Annotated in this window: 18 protein-coding genes; 13 read left to right on the plus strand and 5 right to left on the minus strand. The window is 63.4% G+C overall.

Translation table 11 applies throughout. The features are described 5' to 3' along the window. Positions 1 to 5: 5 nt before the first annotated feature. From GT347_RS20335 to GT347_RS27650, 11 genes are read left to right on the plus strand one after another with little or no spacing between them, the layout of a single operon-like run. Positions 6 to 2882, plus strand: coding sequence for a phage tail tape measure protein (locus GT347_RS20335; protein WP_160553931.1), 2877 nt, complete (start codon positions 6 to 8; stop codon positions 2880 to 2882). Continuing rightward, positions 2879 to 3514 carry a hypothetical protein gene (locus tag GT347_RS20340; RefSeq protein ID WP_160553932.1) on the plus strand — a complete coding sequence of 212 codons (636 nt, stop codon included), beginning with the start codon at positions 2879 to 2881 and terminating at the stop codon, positions 3512 to 3514. Before GT347_RS20335 ends, GT347_RS20340 begins: the two co-directional genes overlap by 4 nt. Beyond that, positions 3511 to 4119 (plus strand): hypothetical protein, encoded by a 609-nt coding sequence (locus tag GT347_RS20345; RefSeq protein ID WP_160553933.1) that lies wholly within the window; start codon positions 3511 to 3513, stop codon positions 4117 to 4119. The genes GT347_RS20340 and GT347_RS20345 overlap by 4 nt, the downstream gene beginning before the upstream one ends. Beyond that, complete coding sequence (locus tag GT347_RS20350; protein WP_160553934.1) at positions 4116 to 4511, plus strand: DUF6950 family protein; 396 nt, start codon at positions 4116 to 4118, stop codon at positions 4509 to 4511. The genes GT347_RS20345 and GT347_RS20350 overlap by 4 nt, the downstream gene beginning before the upstream one ends. Next, positions 4499 to 7594, plus strand: coding sequence for a phage tail protein (locus GT347_RS20355; protein WP_160553935.1), 3096 nt, complete (start codon positions 4499 to 4501; stop codon positions 7592 to 7594). Before GT347_RS20350 ends, GT347_RS20355 begins: the two co-directional genes overlap by 13 nt. Positions 7595 to 7608: 14 nt before the next feature. Continuing rightward, the gene (locus tag GT347_RS20360) at positions 7609 to 8457 is read left to right on the plus strand and encodes a hypothetical protein (protein WP_160553936.1); all 849 of its coding nucleotides are present in this window, start codon (positions 7609 to 7611) and stop codon (positions 8455 to 8457) included. Positions 8458 to 8460: 3 nt separating this feature from the next. Further along, positions 8461 to 8856, plus strand: a complete 396-nt coding sequence (locus GT347_RS20365) for a hypothetical protein (RefSeq protein WP_160553937.1) — start codon at positions 8461 to 8463, stop codon at positions 8854 to 8856. Beyond that, on the plus strand, positions 8856 to 9440 hold the full coding sequence (locus GT347_RS20370) for a hypothetical protein (RefSeq protein ID WP_160553938.1): 585 nt from the start codon (positions 8856 to 8858) through the stop codon (positions 9438 to 9440). Before GT347_RS20365 ends, GT347_RS20370 begins: the two co-directional genes overlap by 1 nt. Next, positions 9424 to 9921: a hypothetical protein gene (locus GT347_RS20375; protein WP_160553939.1), complete on the plus strand. Its 498-nt coding sequence runs from the start codon at positions 9424 to 9426 to the stop codon at positions 9919 to 9921. Before GT347_RS20370 ends, GT347_RS20375 begins: the two co-directional genes overlap by 17 nt. After that, the gene (locus GT347_RS20380; protein ID WP_160553940.1) at positions 9918 to 10403 is read left to right on the plus strand and encodes a lysozyme; all 486 of its coding nucleotides are present in this window, start codon (positions 9918 to 9920) and stop codon (positions 10401 to 10403) included. Before GT347_RS20375 ends, GT347_RS20380 begins: the two co-directional genes overlap by 4 nt. Beyond that, entirely contained in the window at positions 10400 to 10900 is a 501-nt protein-coding gene (locus tag GT347_RS27650; RefSeq protein ID WP_229722405.1) for a lysis system i-spanin subunit Rz, read from the plus strand. Before GT347_RS20380 ends, GT347_RS27650 begins: the two co-directional genes overlap by 4 nt. A 299-nt stretch (positions 10901 to 11199) precedes the next feature. Here the strand turns inward: GT347_RS27650 and GT347_RS20390 are convergent, their stop codons facing one another. From GT347_RS20390 to GT347_RS20410, 5 genes are all read right to left on the minus strand, one after another. Further along, positions 11200 to 11667, minus strand: coding sequence for a hypothetical protein (locus GT347_RS20390; protein WP_160553942.1), 468 nt, complete (start codon positions 11665 to 11667; stop codon positions 11200 to 11202). Between the two features lies 1 nt (position 11668). Then, positions 11669 to 12496: a hypothetical protein gene (locus GT347_RS20395; RefSeq protein ID WP_160553943.1), complete on the minus strand. Its 828-nt coding sequence runs from the start codon at positions 12494 to 12496 to the stop codon at positions 11669 to 11671. Between the two features lie 450 nt (positions 12497 to 12946). Further along, positions 12947 to 13435: a hypothetical protein gene (locus GT347_RS20400; protein ID WP_160553944.1), complete on the minus strand. Its 489-nt coding sequence runs from the start codon at positions 13433 to 13435 to the stop codon at positions 12947 to 12949. Between the two features lie 744 nt (positions 13436 to 14179). Then, complete coding sequence (locus tag GT347_RS20405; RefSeq protein WP_160553945.1) at positions 14180 to 14440, minus strand: hypothetical protein; 261 nt, start codon at positions 14438 to 14440, stop codon at positions 14180 to 14182. A gap of 52 nt (positions 14441 to 14492) precedes the next feature. Continuing rightward, positions 14493 to 14843, minus strand: a complete 351-nt coding sequence (locus GT347_RS20410; RefSeq protein ID WP_160553946.1) for a hypothetical protein — start codon at positions 14841 to 14843, stop codon at positions 14493 to 14495. A gap of 166 nt (positions 14844 to 15009) precedes the next feature. Here GT347_RS20410 and GT347_RS20415 point away from each other — a divergent pair, with 166 nt between their 5' ends. Next, complete coding sequence (locus GT347_RS20415; RefSeq protein WP_160553947.1) at positions 15010 to 15189, plus strand: DUF3606 domain-containing protein; 180 nt, start codon at positions 15010 to 15012, stop codon at positions 15187 to 15189. Further along, a complete protein-coding gene (locus tag GT347_RS20420; RefSeq protein WP_160553948.1) occupies positions 15186 to 15434 on the plus strand; it encodes a hypothetical protein in 249 nt (82 codons plus the stop codon). The genes GT347_RS20415 and GT347_RS20420 overlap by 4 nt, the downstream gene beginning before the upstream one ends. Positions 15435 to 15657 lie beyond the last annotated feature (223 nt).

Below are 15657 nucleotides of genomic sequence, written 5' to 3' on the forward strand. Positions count from 1 at the left end.
CCGGGATGGACATCGCAACCCTGGGCTTGGCCGTCGACAGCCGGCCTGTCACCACCGCCTCCAGCGAACTCGACAAGCTGACCGCCGCCGCCTCGCGCGCCGAGCAGTCCGCCAACAAGTTCGCCGACGCTATCGACAAGGCTGGCGACAAAGCCGCCACCGGCACCAAACGTGCGAGCGCTGGCGCAAACGAGACCTCGGACTCCTTCCGCAACCTGATGGCCACCGGCGTGGCCAGCTATCTCGGCGGCTCGGTGGTGCAGGGCGCAATCGCTGCCGGGGAGGCACTGTTCAAGGCCAGTGTCTCGGCCCAAAACCTGCGGGTCAATCTCGACTTCGCCTCGGGCGGGAGGTCTGCCACTGAGATCGAGTACCTCCGCAAGGTCACCAACGGCCTGGGCCTCGAGTTCGCCTCGACTGCCGACGCCTATGGCAAGTTCGCCGCTGCGGCGCGCGGTACGACGCTCGAAGGCAAAGCCGCGCGCGACGTCTTCGAGTCCGTCGCCAAGTCGGCCGCGGTGATGGGCCTCAGTGCGGACCAATCCAGCGGTGTGCTGCTGGCGCTCCAGCAGATGATCAGCAAGGGCACCGTCCAGTCGGAGGAGCTGCGTGGCCAGCTCGGCGAACGCTTGCCGGGCGCGTTCCAGATCGCCGCCAAGGCGATGAATGTCACTACCGGCGAACTCGGGAAGATGCTCGAGCAGGGCCAGGTGGTCGCCGGCGACTTCTTGCCAAAGTTCGCAGCCGCGCTGAACGACAACATCGGCACCGCGTCCGAAAGCGCCGCCCAGAGGCTGGAGGCTTCCAGCAACCGGATGAGCAACGCCTGGGATCGACTCAAGCAGAACGTCGGAGATTCCGGCATCAGCAGCGCGCTCGCTTCGGGCATGGCCAAGGGCGCGGCATCGATCGATTACATCTCCATTTCGATGGAGAAGGCTCGGGCCAACGGCGCCGGCTTTGTCGGTCAGCTCTTCGCCATGGTCGGCGCCTACAACGACATGACCGACCCGGGGGAGCGCCTGACGAAGAACATGGCGGTCAACTCGGAAGCCATCAAGCTGAACGAGCAGCGGCTGAAAGACCTGCAGGCGCAGGCCGCCCAGGGCATCGACGTCAAGGTCAAGATGGACGATCTGCAGAAGTGGATCGACAAGCTGAAGCAGGCCCGCGTCGAGTTTGCCGCCTTCTCGCAGATGGGGCCCATCGAGGCTCAGTACCCGAGCCGCGGCAGCCAGGCGTCCTATGACCGCGACCAAAAGGCGATCGCCGACGAAACCAAGGCCTACCTCCAGCAGGATGCCCGGCAGACCCAAGCCCAGAAACGCGCTGAGGAAATCGAGAAGGCTGAAATCCGAGCCGGCGTGCTCATCAAAAAGCAGCTCGACGACCAGAAGGCCGTCAAGGCTATCCAGGATGCCCTGGTCGTCGAAGTCGCCAACATAAACGACAAGTACAAGGACAAGAAGCCATCGACGGCCGGCGCTGCTTCCCTGGAGCGCCAAGAGGTCGGCATCGACATCGACTCCTTCAAGCGGTCGATGGACAAGTACCTGGCAGAGTACGCCCGCGGCGAGCAGCTGCTCGACGCCCAGCGTTCGGCCGGCCTGATCGGCGAGAAGGACTACTACGACCAGAAGCGGCACTACATCGACCTGACCACCGAGGCCAAGGTCGACGAGATGGAGTCGGAGAACGGCCGATACGAGAAGGAAAAGGCCACCGGTGCGCGCCGCGTCGAGCTGCAGCGCGACATCCAGAACAACCTGCTCAAAATCGAAACGGTTCAGGCCGACGCGGCAGGCCGGAAGAAGGTGCTCGACCTGCAGGAGACGGCGTCCCTGGCCGCCAAGGCATCGGCCTATCTCTCGCTGCGCCAGGCTTCCGAGGGCTACCTGGCCACTCAGGAGCGCTCGCAGAACCGGACGCTGCAGGGCCTCACGCAGGGCGACACCACCGCGGCTTATCTTTCGGGCCGCAACCAGATCGACGACAAGTACGACCAGCAGCGGCGCGACGCACAAAACGCCCGTGCGATCGCGACGTCGGCCGGCGGCGGCGTGCTGACGTCCGATCAGACCAAGCAGTTCCAGGATCAACTCGACCTGATCGACGAGTTCCAGAAAAAGTCGATCCAGTCCTTCGACCGGTACTGGGGGACGCTGCAAGACCGGCAGGGCGACTGGGCCACGGGCGCCGAGCGGGCCTTCAACCGGTACTCCGAAGCCGGCGCGAACGTAGCGGGTCTCACCGAGACGGCATTCTCCAACGCCTTTACTGGCCTGGAAGACGCTCTGGTGACCTTCGCCACCACCGGCAAGCTGTCGTTCACCGGCTTGGCCAATTCGATCATCGCGGACCTTGTGCGGATCCAACTGCGCACCGAGGCCACATCGCTCATGAAAGGAGCTGGCGGGTTCGCCGGCCTGCTGAAGATGCTGGGCCTCGGCGGCAGCACGGTGGATTCGAACCCAGGCGGCGCGGCCAACATGATCGAGTTCGCCGACTACGGATATGCCGAGGGCGGCCCGACGCCACCGGGCGGCAAGTACAAAGCCGTCGGCATCGTGCACGCTGGCGAGAATGTCTGGAGCCAGGCCGACGTAGCGCGTGCCGGCGGTATGCAGGTCGTAGAGGCCATGCGCCTCGGCCGTCGTGGCTATGCGGACGGAGGCGCGGTCGATACCTCGTTTGCGTCTACTTCGGTTATTTCGGCACCTCCTTCCGGAACCGCATCAGCAGCAATCACGTATGCGCCGGTGATCAACATCGACAGCCGAACGGATCGAGCAGCCGTAGAGGCTTCAACCCAAAGGGCGCTGGCCGAGAACAACAAGCAATTCATGAAGCAGTTGCAGCGCATGGGAGTGGTCGCGGGATGAGCATCATCACTTTTCCGTCCGAATTCGGTCTGCAGGTGATGGGCCAGCAGTTCGGTGAACAACGGTTCGACCTCTCGTTCGGTTCTGGCGACACAGGCGCGCAGCAGCACCGGGTACTTGCGCCGCCGCGTTGGACGTGCGGACTCACGGCCGAGCAGCTCTTGGAGGCGCCGGCCGCCGCAGCGTGGCGCCGCCTTGTGCTGTCGCTGCAGGGCCGGGTCAACCAACTCGCGGTGAGCGATCTGCTCAATCATGTTCCTCGGGGCACGGCGCGTGGGAACTGGGTCGCTCAGTCCGGCGCTCTCCCAGGCGCTATGGGGATGTGGGTCGCGATGGGTGGCGATCAGGTCTACCGCACTCTGTTGGAGGGGGATTGGATCGGCGTAGGGCAAGACGCTGCAGGTCCTGCCCGTCAGCTGCTGCATGTCCAGGCTGACACGGCAGCCGATGGGGCTGGCAATGCGTACGTTCAGTTCGTGCAGCCTTTGCGCATTGCAGTCCAAGCCGGTGCTGCGGTTGTGTGGGACCGCCCAACCTGTCTCATGCGGCAGACCGGCACTGCCCGCGGGTGGAGCTCCTCCCAGGGCTTCCAGGGCGGTTTCTCGCTGGACCTCATGGAGTCCTGGGAATGACGGCCATCACCACCCCCGAATGGGACGCTACCGCGGCTGGCCCGACGCATGGCCTGCTCAACCTGGTGGAGATGCAATTCGTCTCTGGCACCCTGCGCCTCACCACATTCCCGGTCGATGTCCCGGCGATGGGCCAGACGTGGAAGGGCCTGGGCTTCCTCGGCGAGGTGGGCCAGCTGCATGAGTCCGAGGACGGTGCAGCAGAAAAACTGGACTTGACCCTCTCGCATGTCGCCGAAGCAAACCTCGCGCTTGCCCTTGGCAACACCAGCAACTACCAGGACCGCCCCGTGCGCGTCTGGGTCGCGCTGCTGGATGCCTCCACGCTCCAGATCGTCGGCGCGCCCATCCTGCGCTTCGCTGGCGTGATGGACCGCCCACGCATTGAGCGCGGCGACGGCAGCGCTGATGCCACCGGCAAGGTGGTGATGGAGTGCCTGACCGCCTCCTACAACCCGCGGCTGAACCCCGCCGCCCTGCGCATGAATAACGCGCAACACCAGGCCCGGCACCCGGGCGAGCGCGGCTTCGAACAGGTCGCGTCGCTAATCGGCACGCCGTTCGTGTGGCTCACCAAGGCCCAGCAGCAATACCTCGCGGGATGAGCATGCTCGATACCTTCCTCCATGAGCGCCGGGGTCGTGTGTTCGCCTGGGGCTCGCACGACTGCTGCACGTTCGCGGCGGACTGGGTGCTGGCCGCCACCGGCCGCGATCCGATGGCGGATCTGCGCGGCCTCGACTCGCCCCTGCAGGCCATGCGCCGGCTGCGCGACCTGGGCGGCTTCGTCGAGGCTGGCGTCAAAGCCATGGGCCCGGCGCTGCCCGGCCTGATGGCCCAGCGCGGCGACGTGGTGCTGGTGCGATCCGGCCGCCGGTTCGGCAGGGCCTCCGGCTATGCATTTGCCATCTGCACCGGCGGCCACCTGGCAGCGGCCGGTACGGACCGACTTCTGTTCCTAGCGATCACAGACGCGGAGGCGGCATGGCGCGTGTGATGCTTTTGCTGGGCCTGTCTGTACTGCCCATTGCTGCGCATGCAGACCCGATCACGCTGGTGGCAACGCTGGCGCCGGTCATTGGCGGCACCGCCGCCGCTTGGGTGGTTTCGAACGCCGCCCTGATCGCGGTGACGGGTTACGGCCTCTTCAATGCCGTAACCAGCCGCCGCAAGGCGCGACAGCTCGCCTCCGCGCAGCGGCAGGCCGCGCTGGATGGGCTGTCGGACCGGACCACCAATATCCTGAGCGCCGAGGCCCCGTGGCGCGTCGTCTACGGCCGGCCCGCGCCCGTGGGCTGCGCGATCGTCGCGGTGCTGACCTCGGGCGCGAACCAGGACCTTCGACACATGGTGTGCGTCTTCGCCGCCCATGAGTGCGACGCCATCGAGGAGGTCTACCTGAACGGTGTAGCGGTCGGCCCACTGCGCAGCGACGGCTGGGCCACCACTGGGACTTTCGTCGGGAACGCGACCGACGTGACCGGCACGGTCCCGCTGACCTTCAACGCCGACGGCTATGCCTACATGGCCGGCATCGAGGTGCTGGAGATCCTGGCCGTGTCGGCCTCGCTGAACCTCGTGGTGAGCGTTGTATCGGCTGCGCCGGAGGGCTCCATGCTGCTGTCCAGCATCCCCGGCTACACCGCCGCGGTGACCTATCGAGCCCGCACCGTGCGGCCCTATGTCAACATCCAGAAGCACCTGTCTCCCGGCGGCGTGGACACGGCCGATGCCTTGCTGATGTCGCTCCTGCCCACCCAGTGGACGGCGCAGCACCGGCTCAGCGGCTTCACCTACATCGTGCTGAGCCTGGACCTGTCCTTCCAGCAGTTCCAGAGCGGCCCGCCGACGGTGACCGCCCGCCTGCGCGGCAAGAAGCTCTACGACTACCGCACCGGCGAGACGGCCTTTCGGCGCAACCCCGCTCTGTGCCTGGCGGACTTCCTGCGCGCGGACTACGGCTACGGCTCCACGCCTGAGCAGATCGATATCGCGCAGGCCGTTGCATCGGCGAATGCCTGCGATGTCGCCGGCTATGCCGTGGACAACTACGCGGACGAGTACCTCTTCGGTGCAAGCCCGGCCTTCTACCTCTGCGACGGCAGCTTCACCACCGACCAGGACCGCGAAACCACCCGCCAGCAGATCGAAGACACGATGGCCGGCAGCAGCCACGAGTCGGGCGGCGTGTGGCGGATCGACGCCGGCGCCTGGAGCACGCCGGTCATGACCCTGACCGATGACGACATGCTCGCCCCACTGGAGGTATCGCAGGCCTGCAATACCGGCGCCCAGCGCTACAACGGCGCCCGCGGCACCTACATCAATGCGTCCGGCCTCGGCGTCTCGGAGGACTTCCCGCCGTACCAGAACGGTTCCTACCTGGCTGCCGATGGCCGGGACAAGTTCCAGGACCTGAGCCTGGCTTTTGTCGGCAGCAGCATCCGCGCCCAGGTTCTCGGATGCATCAAGACCGAGATCAGCCGCGGCGGGATGGTCGTCAAGGCCACGCCCAAGATGTCGGCGTGGAGGCTGCAGCCTGGCGATCGGGTGACGTTGACCAGCGGGATTTACGCCTTCACCAACAAGAACTTCCGGGTGCAGGACTGGGCGTTCTCCACCGCGGCGCCGGTGGCGCTGCAGCTGGTCGAGGACGAGCCCGGCTACTACGACCGATGGGAAGACGCGAGCACCGATCAGGCTCCGAACACGACGCTGCCGGACCCATTCCTGCCGCCGGCGCAACCGGTTTTTGTCGACGTCAAGAGCGGCACCGCGGCGCTGGCCAGGCAGGGCAGCACGGTCATCGTGCGCGTGTTCGTGCAGTGGCAGGCGGCACCTTTCGATGTGCAGCAGGGCGGCAAGGTACAGCTGCAGTGGCGCTACGCAGCCGCTACCGAAGCTGACTGGCAGCCCGCCGAGTTGCCCGGGTCTGCAACCAGCTCCTACCTGACGGGCATCGAGGAGGGCGCGGCCATTCTCCTGCGCGACCGTTTCGTCAACACGCTGGGTGTGCCGGGGCCCTGGGCGATCCGGGTGCACACGGTGGTGGGCAAGACCGAGCCGCCGCCGCAGGTGGACACCGTCGAGCTGTCCATCGACCGGGTGTTCTTCTCCGAGATCTCCCGGGCCGTGGTGCCGGACCTGGACGGCTACCTGGTGCGGGCGCTGCCCGGCACAGTGGCGCAGTGGTCCTTGGGCGTTCCGCTGCACACCGGTCTGGTGACCGACAGCCCTTGGCCTTACCCGCAGCGCCTCTACGGGGTGCAGACGGTGATGGTGGCCGCGGTGGACACCTCCGGCAACGTCGGCGCCCCTGGCTGGGACACGCAGGACTTTGGCCAGCCGGATGTCTCGCAGGCCATCCAGGTGGCCGATCTGGGAACAGGCACGGCTGCAGGCGACCCTTCGGCGGACTACTGGGCGATCGGCGCGGACTTCTGGGTGCGCGACGGTGCGAGCGACTTTTGGGGCGGCTCGGCCTATCTGCCTCTGGCGCTGGTGGGGCGTTTCTCGCCGGCGTACGGCGGCGGAAACATCACGCTCGATGTCGCCACGACGGGTAGCCGCACGCAGGTGGACTACCGCTTCGATGGCGGCACGGTCGGGGACTTCTGGGCAGGAGCTGACGGACAGGCCTCAGCCGACTTCTGGAGCGGCGACGGCGGGTATTGGGGCGTGCTGGGCGACTGGCAACCCTGGCTTGGCGAACTCGTCAGCGTGCGAGGGCAGGGGGTCTTGTTCCGCGTCTCGGTCGCTGGCGGACCGCAGGAAGGCAGCGTCTCAGTCTTTCGGGCCCACCTGGTCATGCCGCTGGTCACCCAGGTGTTCGGCGAGCAGGTGATCGGCCTCGGTGGGACCCGCCTGGCGCCTTCTGCCGGCCAGCCCGCTCGCAACTGGATCTCCATCACCAGCGTGATCCCGGCGGTCGCTGCCGACGGCGGCGCGGCTGTCACCTCCCGCTATCGCGACCGCAATCCCGCGCTCGGCCCTCTGGTCGAGCTTCTCGACGCAACCGGCGCCGCAGTCGCGGGCCGGGCATCCGCCGTGGTCCACGGCTACGAAGACGCAACTACTTGAACAAGGAGCCTACGATGGCACTTCCAACCGATGCAGCACTGTTTCCCGCCGGGCCGCTGCTGCCCGCAACGGCCAAGAGCCTCAGCAGGGCTTGGCTCGCCGCCAACCGAGACATCCTCGGCGAGATGACCTCGAAGCTGACCGTGCAGCAGTCGCTGGGCATTGGCGGGCGAAACAAGTTCATCAACGGGAACTTCGCGATCAATCAGCGTGGCATGGGCACCGGTGTCACGTTGGCGGCGGGGCAGTACGGGCATGACCGCTGGAAGGCGGGGTCCGCCGGCTGCCAGTACACGACTGCACCCAACGGCACGGACACCGATCTCAACATCACCTCCGGTGCGCTCGTCCAAGTGGTGGAGGCCGGGAGCGTCGAGCCTGGCACCTATTGCGTGAGCTGGGAGGGCTCTGCGCAGCTGTACCTGGGCGGCACGAGCTACGCGAGCAGTCCTTACATTCTTTCGAACGTCCCTGGCGGCGGCTCGATCGGGTTTCAGTTTTCGACGGGCAGCCTGGGTCGCGTTCAGCTGGAGCTGGCATCGGCGCCAACGCCTTTCGAACGCCGCGCCCTCGGAATCGAACTTGCGCTGTGCCAGCGCTACTACGAGACCGGCAAGCTGCTGCTCGGCGGCGCCTATCCCTCCGGCGGCGTGGGGGCGCAGGCCTACGGCGAGGCCCAGTTCAAGGTCACCAAACGCGCCGTGCCGACCATGACCCAGCTCGCCGCCTCCAGCTCGGCCAACGTGCAGTCGAACGCTTTCACATCCACCACCACCAGCAGCGCCTCGGTGTTCTGCACGCACGACGTGAACCCGGGGAATTTCAGCCTCTCGCTCTATTGGGCGGCCAGCGCGGAGCTTTAAGTCATGTACCAACGCACCCAGACCGATTCCGTCATCCGCCTGGCCGATGGCGCGCTCATCCCGGCCGACCAGGGCAATACCGACTACCTCGCCTACCTGGAGTGGGTGGAGGAGGGCAACGTCGCCGAGGCTGCACCCGAGGCGCCCATCGGCCCGGCGGTGCCGGCGGCCGTCACGCCGCGGCAGGCCCGGCTCGCCCTGCTGCACGCCGGCCGCCTGGCGGATGTGGCGGCGGCGATCGAGGCCCTGGCCGAGCCTCAGCGTACGGCCGCGCAGATCGAGTGGGAGTTCGCCAGCAGCGTGGAGCGGGCCTCGCCGCTGGTGGCCACGCTGGGCGCCGCGCTGGCGCTGGCCAAAGCCGATCTCGATGCGCTCTTCGTCGCTGCGGGAGGCATGTAATGCGCCACCTCGAATTCCCGACCTTCCGGGCCGCCTGGCGCCGCATCGTCGCCGCGGTCGCCACCAGCGTGCTCGGTGTGGCCATGCTCCACACCGCCGAAGATCTGCGCCGCTACGTGGCCCAGGCGCCCAGCTTCGTGCGCAATCAGGACCGCGCCGAGGTGCGGGTGCAGGCCATCTTCATCGCGGTGATCTTCCTGCTGCTGCTGGTCGAGCCGCTCTACTACGTCTACACCGTGCCGGGCGCCATGATCGCCAAGGTGGCCAGCACGGCGCCGTCGGAGTGGTGCATCACCGGCGCGTTCGGGCTGTGCTTCGCCTCGATGCTGCCGCACCTCTGGACGCTGCTCTTCCGGCCGGACCTTCTGGACCAGAAGGGCTACCGCATCGCGGCCACCTTCTCAGCGCTCGGGGCATCGGTCACCTGGATCGTGCTGGCCAACCTGGCTATCCCGATGGACGTGGGCGGCCTGGAATGGGCCTACGGCATCCGCGCCCTGGCCACGCTCTGCATCGCCGGCATCTACGCCTTTTCTGTGAACTCGCAGCAGCTGCGGGAGGTGATGTATGCGCCCCACGATTAATCTGGCCCTGATCGCCTGGCTGGCGGGCTACAGCACGCTGACCTGGGCCAGCAGCACCTACGCCCAGGACATCCTCGCCTTCGACTGGATGAGCCTGCTCTTCGCGGCCGCCTCCGGCCTGCTGGGCGGCGCGGCGCGCACGATCCTCACCATGATCTCGCCGCGCGCCCTGGTAGGCAACGTGGCGGTGCTGCTCATGAAGGATCTGATCGTCGCGCTATTCGGCGGCGCGGTTGTCTACATGCTGATCCAGGGCTACAACTCCTGGGCGGGCTCGCTGACCGTCGTCACGCTGCCGCCGATCGCCCGGGATCTGCGGGTGCTGCTGGTGGTGGCCGCAGGCTACTCGCGCGGCCGGTGGTTCGGGGTAGTGGACCGGTTCGCAACGGATGCGATCGCCAATGCCAGCCAGAAGCTGCGCGGCGGTGCTGCCGATGCGCCGCCGGTGGTGGCCACGCCGGACGCAGGAGGTGCGCCATGAAGACGTCTGCCGACGGCATCATCGTGATGCACGCCTTCGAGGGCTGCCGCCTGGCCGCCTATCCGGATCCAGCCACGGGTGGCAAGCCCTGGACGATCGGCTGGGGCACCACCGGGCCCGGCATCGGCCCCGGCATGGTCATCACCCAGCAGCAGGCTGATCAGATGTTCGCCGACCGCCTGACGCGGGAATTCGAACCGGGTGTCGAGGATGCCCTGCAGAACGAGCCCACGCAGCGACAGTTCGATGCGATGGTCAGCCTGGCCTACAACATCGGGCTGGCCAACTTCCGTGGCAGCTCGGCGTTGCGCTTCTTCAACCTCCTGCGGCCCGAGACGGCGGCGGATTGGTTCTTGCCCTGGAACAAGGCCAACGGCCAGGTGATGCTGGGGCTGAAGCGGCGCCGTGCCGCCGAGCGGGCGCTGTTTTTGGGCAAGTCTGCCGCCGAGGCTGTGGCCATCGGGAAGGCGGTGATGGCATGAACCCGCTCAATCTCATCGCCAAGGTGTCGCCGCCGGCCTGCCTGTGGATCGTCGGCGGCCTGATCGCCATCTCGGGCGTGCTGTACGTGCGCCTGCAGGTGGCCGAAAAGAACCTGGCGCAGTTCGAAGCCCGCACAGCCATGGCCGGCAGCACCGCCCAGCGGCAGATCAACGAGAAGCACGAGACCCAGGCCGCCGCTGTCGCAGCGTCCGACATCACCCGAACCCAGGAGCTATCCAATGCAAAAGCCGAAATCGACTCTCACCGCGCTCCTGTTGCCTCTGGTGCTGAGCGCGTGCGCGTCATCGCCGCGCGATGCCCTGCCGGTGGCGGTGACGTGCCCGCGGCCGCCGGCGCCGCCGGCTTGGACGATGCAGCCCCCGTCGAACTCGCCGCAGCTGGTGGACAGCTTGTTCTCGATCTCAAGGCCGCCATCGCTGCCGACCAAGTGAAGATCAGGGCGCTGCAGGACTACGTTATGGCCATCCAGAAGTAGTACGCTGGCAGCTATGGCGTCAAACTAAAAACGCAGGATGCAAACCAAAACAAGCCCCGCCTATATCCGTTGATTGAGCTGCTACGGCGATCACCAGCGCGCCGTTGCAAAGCTGGAGGGGCGTGCACCGACGGCGGATGAGAGCGCGGAGCTCATGCGGTTAATGGCACTGCGTGTTAGTGCGCTTGAGGCTTACCTTGCCGACCGAGCCATGGGACGGCCTACGCCTCAATGAAGCCCTCACCGGTCGGGCCGAGCCCGCTGGTGCGGGCCAGCTTGCTGGTGTAACTAACGGGTTGTCAGCTTGTGGGCGCAGTTGTTTTGGCGATTGCCTGATCTATCGTGATTAAGTCGTCACGAAGGGCGGCTATTGTTGTCGCGTATTTGGTTATTGAAAACCGCATCCAAGTTATATGATTTATTAATTCTTGTTTATTAATTTTTCCTTCGAAATAGGGGACTGCCGTCCTTAGCCTCACCAAATCGTTGAATATTTCGAAATTGCACATTGGCAGGCGCACGTTAATTTCATTGACCAGGGAAATTAGATCAAGCCTGTTTTTGCTGTCTTTCAAGGACGCCGTGGTTACTAGGAAAATAAAATAGTTATTGATATGTATGCTTGTTGTTTTATAGCTTATTTCATCTGCAACAAGCTGGAAATGCACAGTTTTGCCCGCAATGACGCTGCTTACGTTCATTTCCCGCAACTCGCTTTGTAGGGAATTGAAAACTGGTAAATTTTCTGAATTTATTTCGGTAGTCATTCTAAGCCGCAAGCGCTAACAAGCTGTAATTTTCCGAATCAAGTTCGTTTTCGTTTGGGGTTGCGGCAATAAGAATGTCGTATGAATACTGGTTCATAGGCAATTCACCGTCCCCCGGCCGTTTGCGAGCTATTTCTCCGTATTCAATCAAAGTAATAGAAATTGACCGTTCTCGGTCGTCATTATGAGTGGGTGCTACTGACGGCACCCTTGCCCGTTTCGAGGGTAGGTAGTTCTTCGGTACCGCTTTCAATGCACCCTTAATCAAGGCGGAGTGCTTCGTCTGTCCATTATTGTTAGTTATCGCATGCCACAATAATGGTCCGCTGAAAGCATCTCTAATCGTTATTGCGCCGCTTTCAAGCGCCGCCATGGTTGATGTATCGGTGGCTGCAATAATGTAATGCCTAAAATCCTGTTTAGAATTTTCGTGGCTAAGGTAGGTGATGAAATCTACGCCATTTGAGTTAAAGCTGAATAAGATTGGCAGATCTAATTCAATAAAAATTTTCTCGGGTTTAACATCCGAAAAATCAAAGATTGATTGTGATAATTCTTCAGTCTTCCAGGTCAACATATAGATCCTCTGGTACAAAAGAGAAGTTGGCGCATCGATCAATTCCCACATATGGCCACCAAGTGTGGTGCTGTGAAAAATTCTTCGTTGCAGTGTGCTGAATGACCCCGTCATGTGGGTGAAAATCAGCAGATATAATGTGTCGGCCGTTTGGATACTTATCGAACAGCTCAACGCAGGATTCGAGGGATGGAAATACTGACAGACCAAATCTAAGACATGAGGCGCGCGGATCCGCAGAATGTCGCTCATCGCGTTCCGCGAATGTTAGAAATCCATCGTCATCTGGATCAATTTGGCTGCACAACATATATATTCTTGTAATTTGGTTGCGGGGCTGGTCGGGGAAGGGGCATCCATCAGGGATGTTGGGGTCTAACTGCATGTTCCCAAGGTTGAAGCTCCAATGTGCAGCCAACTATGTGGGGGCATAGGAGAACCTGTCAAGATGTACGCGTGATGGCCATCAAACAAGGCTAACCCTACCATCGATCTACGGCGCCGGCTAGTATGCTCGGGAGCAGTCACACGCTAGCTAAAAAAGAGATTTTTGCGCTTCCTGGAAGAATCGCGCTGACCGAGAGACAAACTGTTCTATGGCGGCGAGGTGGCCATGATGCTCACGTCTGTGGTCTCCGGCAGATCCGGCGTGCGCAGCAAGGTGGGGAAGGGGATCCACGGCATTGCAGGCTCCAGTGATGGTCATTTGAAGATGTCGGGCGGGTCGTCGTTTGCGAACTCCGCCTGGAAGGCGGCGTTTTCGCGCTCCGCGCGCTCGTCGCGACGGAGGCGTTGCACCGGGGAGTCGACCCAAGTGAGATGGGGCCGATAGCCCTCCCGGATGCGCTGGTGCATGCGCAGCATCAGTTCGTGGCCCTGGGCCTCGTCTTGGCAGCAGATCCACGTCTGGTCCCATCGGTCAACCTTCGCCTTGGCGCTGGCTCGGTAATGCTCGATACCGATGATCTGCAGGAAGTCGAAGACGCGGTGGACGCGCGCCTGTTCGATCGGAGGTATCAGCTCGGTCTTGCGGTCGGCTGGATCGAGCAGCCGCGCCAGCATCACGCCGCGGGCATACAGGTCACGCGTGCCCTGGCCGAAGCGAACAAGGCCCTTCCTCGGACTCGCAGCAATGCGCTCGGGCGCCAGAGGGCGACCGTGATGGCGGGTTTGGTAAACAACAAAAAGCACTGTTCAAATATACAGTGCATGAATGTGAGCGAGCAACTCGGAGCAGGCGGTTGTGCTTGCTCCGTATCGTGGCCGCATCGGACTGTTGCGCGCCTGCAGCGCTGAGGACGCGCCTTCTGGTCAAGGCAGCAACCGGTCAGGTTGTTGAGGTACAAACGCCGCCTATGCCAAGCCGACAGCACCCCGCCTACCTTGCCTGGGCACGCGCCGATGAAGACCACAGACGCGCTGTCGCCGTCGTGGGAGAGCGCATCCCGACCGATAGCGAGTCCGAAAAAACGAAGAAGCTCGAAAGGGCGCGCGATGAGGCACTAATGGCCTATTTTGCGGAGCACCATCGGCCTATTTCCCAAGTGGCTTCCGAGCAGAGCCGCGCCGAGCACCATTCTTCAATTGAGCAGAGCGCGCCTTCTGGACGAGTTGCCCAGTAGCCTAAAGGCTTCGGCCGCAGCTACCCGGGAAACTCCCACCAATGAAAGATGTGAGCGGCAACAGCGATCAGGATGAATGCCGTGATCGCTGCAACAACCCATCGCGTCAACCGACGATCAAGCCAATTTTCTTTGGAGTCGTCATCGAGACGCTGCATAAACTTGGTGTCCATCCAACTCGGTCGCGACCGCCTGCCTTCTTGAGGTCTGCGGGGCGGGTTGGGTGCCATGCTTGGCAGTAGGACTCCACGCACCGCGAGTGTCGTTTCAAAACGTTTCTTCGCGTCCTGCGCGGCCTATTCGAGTCCGCTGTTCAGCGACGAAACGGGATCGACCTGGCTGCGGTGCGGCCCTCCGGCGTTAGCGCTGAGACGGCAGCACATCCGACAGGCAGCCAAGAAGCAGTCTCCGCAAATTCCGCCACGACTAAGCCGGCAGCGACGTACGCCCGAATCTGATCGACCTCTTCGGATGTGGTCGCGCAGTAGGGGAAGCGCTCGGTGGCCGCGATGCGTGCCAACAGGCCGAAAGCTTTTGCCAGCTTTGCGCCAGGCGTCAAAAAATCGTGGTGCATGCGCACATATTGCTATACGACGGAGTGCCGTGGCCAGCTCACATACAAATTTTCAGAATGGAAGTTCGGGCGTGGAATGCTGGATGGACTCGGGGTCCTGTCCGGAAATTCGATAGAAAGAAGGCTTGCCAGCTGGGAGGTCAATTCCCCGAAGCCTCTGAGCCATTTGACTCAGAAACGCCGCATTTAAAGCACCTGCTGCTTCGTCCTCGATCGCTGCGGAAAACAAATCCGCCACAAAAACAGCGTGGCGGTTGCCAAGGCCGAACTTTTTGTTGAGTAGGGCAATGGCGTCAAGCACCAACGGTTCCACTGAGCGTCGATGCACTGGATGATCACCAGCTGCAGAGCCAAGATCATCAAGTGCGCCCGCCAGCTCGCCGGCGGAAAACGGGTTGCTCATAGACAGATCTTAGGAGAGTCGAACAGGGCTAGCAACACGGTGATTGCCCGCGCTGCCTATCGGTTGATGAGGCACTTCGGAGATAGCGGCCATCGCGGGAAGCCGGCTTACAGCACTCGTTGATGCCTAGGGGTAGCGTGGCATTTCTTCCACGGAGATCCACACCATGAGCGACGACAAGAAAGCCACCGGCCAAGACCGAAAAGAGATCAGCCTCACCGAGGACTACGAAGTCCGCGACTGGACGAGGTCTTTGGGCTGCACCGAAGACCAGCTGCGCAAAGCCGTTGCCGCGGTCGGCAACTCAGCGGCAGCGGTGCGTGATTACCTGAGGAAGACATCATGACGTCGCATGCGCTGCAAGTGCTATCGGACGACCCTGGCCACTTCCGCTGGGTGGTGCTGCATGTCGATGGCGAGCGAGTGATCACCGAAATGGTGGCTGAGTGCTACGTCGGCAGCTATGAGGCTGCGCTGAACGCCGGCACGCTAGCGCTGGCGGCCGCTGACGAGCAGCCCTATGAGAATGAGGCGGCAGACCCGGTCGGCGATGCCGATTGCGTTGCATCCTCGCCTCGGACAGGCGCATAGGCTTGAGCCATGCCGCCCGAACCTCCGCCAGACTTCCGGCACAGCTGGGAGTCGGAAAGTCGGCTCCAAGAGCTAACAGCGCATAAAGAGGCGGGCGACCGCCGCTGGCTGGTTGTTCTCATCGGGGCGGTTGTTTGCCTTGTAGCCGCTGCTGTCGTCCTACTTTGGCACTTTTACGGTGTCACAGCGGTATAGGCACCTCCGGCTCGCCCAGCCCCCAGCG

Origin of the sequence: Xylophilus rhododendri, from assembly GCF_009906855.1 — a bacterium.
In the GTDB taxonomy this organism is placed as follows: domain Bacteria; phylum Pseudomonadota; class Gammaproteobacteria; order Burkholderiales; family Burkholderiaceae_C; genus Xylophilus; species Xylophilus rhododendri.